The organism is Gelidibacter algens (assembly GCF_001678675.1).
Lineage (GTDB): Bacteria > Bacteroidota > Bacteroidia > Flavobacteriales > Flavobacteriaceae > Gelidibacter > Gelidibacter algens.
In genome coordinates, this window is record NZ_LZRN01000099.1 from 1 (window position 1) to 3,021 (window position 3,021).

Sequence of the window (3,021 nt, forward strand, 5' to 3'; positions counted from 1 at the left end):
AAATTTCAATAGTGGAATTAATAAATTCTTTCGGGGTTAAATAGTTGATTTTTTGAAATGTTTGTTAAATGAAGATTTAGAATTAAAACCACAGTCATGAGCTATTGATAAAATTGTATATTTATTCAAATTATTAGAAACAATCATTCTTTTAAACATCGCTATTCTTTTTGAATTGATATAATTATAAAAATTTTTTTCTCATAAGTATTAATAACTTGAGATAAATTATTGGGATGAATGTTCATCAATTTTGCAAGCTCGACTAAAGTTAGTTCAGGATTTAAAAATAAATGCTCTTTCTCCATTCGTTGGGATAATAAATCATGAATCTCCCTTGCCTTTTTTTCAGTTAATCCAGATTTTTCATATTTTATACATTTTTTCGCATTAATAGGAGTTGTTCTTGTTTTCAATTTTTCTGATATTAATGAAGAAACTATAGTTTCATCTTCTTTGTTTATTAATAGAACGTTCTTGATTATTTTAAAAAATGTCAATAACATGTATTTTATAACTGTGAATTGTATTATTGCTCGCCATACTTAAAACTATTAAATTCAAAAAATTAAATTTTGATTATTTATATTGCATTTTTTAAGTTATGCGTCTTTTAGAATGATGTCTATTGCAATTCATAGTAAAACTTTTAGATTTTTCGTCATATATTTTTTTGAATTCCATATTTTTCTTACCTAACAGTACAGAGCGATTAGCGTACATAATTGAAGGACGCCATTTAGTTTAACTCATTGCATACAGAATTAAAAGGCTATTTAATAATGGATATGCCTGTATATAGTTCGGGGCTTCTGCTTTTTAATTCACCATCAAATAAGACTGCATTTAAATGCTGAAGTAAAAATGTGGCGCTATCTTAATCTAAATTAGTATTAATTTTATTTTTGGATAATATCTCAAAAGCCCCTTTTCAATGTTTTTGGTCACAGGTTACAGGTTACAAAATTGGCGATATCTTTATTTCGCATATTATGATTGGTTTTTAGCATTTCAAAAATTTCTTGCTCGACAGATAATGGCATTTAGCGAGTTTTTGTTAGATGCATCCAATTAGAACTATTACGAAGGCAAATAATATTAATGGTTTCATTTTTATTAAGTTTTATATTGATTTGCTATTGCATCCTATTTAAAAACTGCTTTTTTGTTCCGCATTCATTGGAGGTTTAATTCCTAATAATTTTGCAACTGTTGGTGCTATTTGCAAAGAATAAAAGTTTTTTAATTCCTTTTTTGGGACATCTGGTCCGATAGCATAAAAAATAGGCTGTCCTTCACGGAAAGTTGCTAAACATCCGTGAACGGCTCTTCCAGTTTCATTCATTGTACCATTCAAAAGAAAATTTTTAGTTGCCTCGTTCTCGCTTTCAAACATTTTTGGGTCAAAAGAGTTTTGCACAAAAAAGTTTACTTTAGGCAACAATTTATCGGATATTGAATATCCTGCATTACAGCTCACGAATAAATACGCCTGAATAATCTTTATTGTAGAGACCATATTTTTTTTGTTCTGCTGCTGATTGGCAACAAGTTTAAAAATTGACTCTCCTAGTTTTATTGTCTTTTAATGACTTTAGGGATTCGGTCAATTTATTTAATAGCTTTTCATAATCAATGGTCTTTTATTTTTTCTTTATTAATGTATATGTGTGCAGCCGTTCCGCTAGATACTGCTGTTATATTTTGATTACTATCATTAAAACCAGCTTGTTCAAAATAGTTATTGATTATTAAAGTGGTATGAATAGGTATCATTCCGTGATCAGAAAAAATTACGAAATTGGTTTCCTTTGGAGCAGTATTAAAAATATCAAGTAGGTAATTATCAATAATTTGAAATCTTTTTTTTATTATATTCAGCATAAATTTTTGGACGGTTACCATTATCTGCTTTATAATCCATTTGACGCGAATTTGTAAGTGTATATCTGTGTTGCACATCATCAAGTGTAGAAAAATATCCAAATAGTAAATCCCATTCTTTTTCTTTCATTCCTGTTATAATTAAATCCTTTGAATATTTTGCTAATCGATCTAGTTGCTCAAACCAAATTTTTTCAGATACCATTCCAGTTGTTTGTTTTCTATTTTCAGGTTCACCAGGCCATAAACCACAATTTGATTGTAGTTTTTCCAAAAAACCATTTGGAGAACCATAGACTTCTGCTGGAGCCGTCATAAAAAGTAGAAACTGACCTGCTTTTTCGTCTGCTTTCAAAATTCTGAAAGAAGTATTGTATTTTTTACCATTTTTTTCAATTTCCATTCCTGTCCAACTTTGGGAATTAACGATTGCTGAATAACCGTTTTTGAAATCAGTATCAGTATCAATAAAAATTTCAGTAGGTTGATTAGGTAAGTACATTGGATTAAACATTCGATCCTTTAGATAAAAATATAGCGGCATTTTGAAGTTTCCTGAAACTTCAAAAATAGCTTTTGAAGGGCTTTTCGTTGTTGTTTTTAATTTAATAAAACTTTCGGTATCCATTTGATTGAATATAGTGTCAGTAATCTCTAAATCCATTATTAGGGATGGTCCCGAAATTACTGGGTACATATGCATATAATCTGTCATTCGATTTTTGTTGGTGTAGTCTAAACCAACACCTGCTAGAGTCATCACTTTTTTCCCTTGCCTCATTGCTGCTTGAAAGATTGTTTCAGCAGCAATTGGTTGGCTAAAAGCAGATAATTTTGGACTAGACCAATTTTGTTTATTATTTCGAAATGTGTTTCCAACAATTCCTGTTTTAGAAGGAGAAGCTCCTGTAAAAATGGAAATATGAGAAGGTCCAGTAGAAGCGACATTTATAGGCAATACTGTTTCAGCATAAGCACCTTTTTTTTTCATTCGTGCAAAAGCACCATCAGCAGGAAGCGTTCCATCATCTAGGAATTTATCGATAAGATAATCTGGTGTACCATCTATTGAAATCATAACAACTCTTTTTTTAGGAGTTTGTGCATTTGTATGACTATTTATTGAAAATAACAGTA

The 3,021-nt window shown here is 29.8% G+C and carries 5 protein-coding genes; all 5 read right to left on the reverse strand.

The annotated features are described in order from the left end of the window. Positions 1-36 precede the first annotated feature (36 nt). Positions 37-159, reverse strand: a complete 123-nt coding sequence (locus A9996_RS21100; RefSeq protein ID WP_157487261.1) for an AraC family transcriptional regulator — start codon at positions 157-159, stop codon at positions 37-39. 2 nt (positions 160-161) lie between these two features. Next, positions 162-500 (reverse strand): hypothetical protein, encoded by a 339-nt coding sequence (locus tag A9996_RS19135; RefSeq protein ID WP_157487262.1) that lies wholly within the window; start codon positions 498-500, stop codon positions 162-164. Between the two features lie 650 nt (positions 501-1,150). Further along, positions 1,151-1,441: a hypothetical protein gene (locus A9996_RS19140; RefSeq protein ID WP_157487263.1), complete on the reverse strand. Its 291-nt coding sequence runs from the start codon at positions 1,439-1,441 to the stop codon at positions 1,151-1,153. A 191-nt stretch (positions 1,442-1,632) separates the two neighbouring features. Further along, the gene (locus A9996_RS19145) at positions 1,633-1,884 is read right to left on the reverse strand and encodes an alkaline phosphatase family protein (protein ID WP_066439110.1); all 252 of its coding nucleotides are present in this window, start codon (positions 1,882-1,884) and stop codon (positions 1,633-1,635) included. Further along, a partial coding sequence (locus tag A9996_RS19150) for an alkaline phosphatase family protein (protein ID WP_211272675.1) occupies positions 1,847-3,021 on the reverse strand: 1,175 nt, incomplete at its 5' end. The genes A9996_RS19150 and A9996_RS19145, both read right to left, overlap by 38 nt.

What these genes read in the sequence shown, in the direction of transcription:
- A9996_RS21100 (WP_157487261.1), bottom strand. Translation starts at nt 159, where the DNA reads ATGTTTAAAAGAATGATTGTTTCTAATAATTTGAATAAATATACAATT.
- A9996_RS19145 (WP_066439110.1), bottom strand. Translation starts at nt 1,884, where the DNA reads ATGCTGAATATAATAAAAAAAAGATTTCAAATTATTGATAATTACCTA.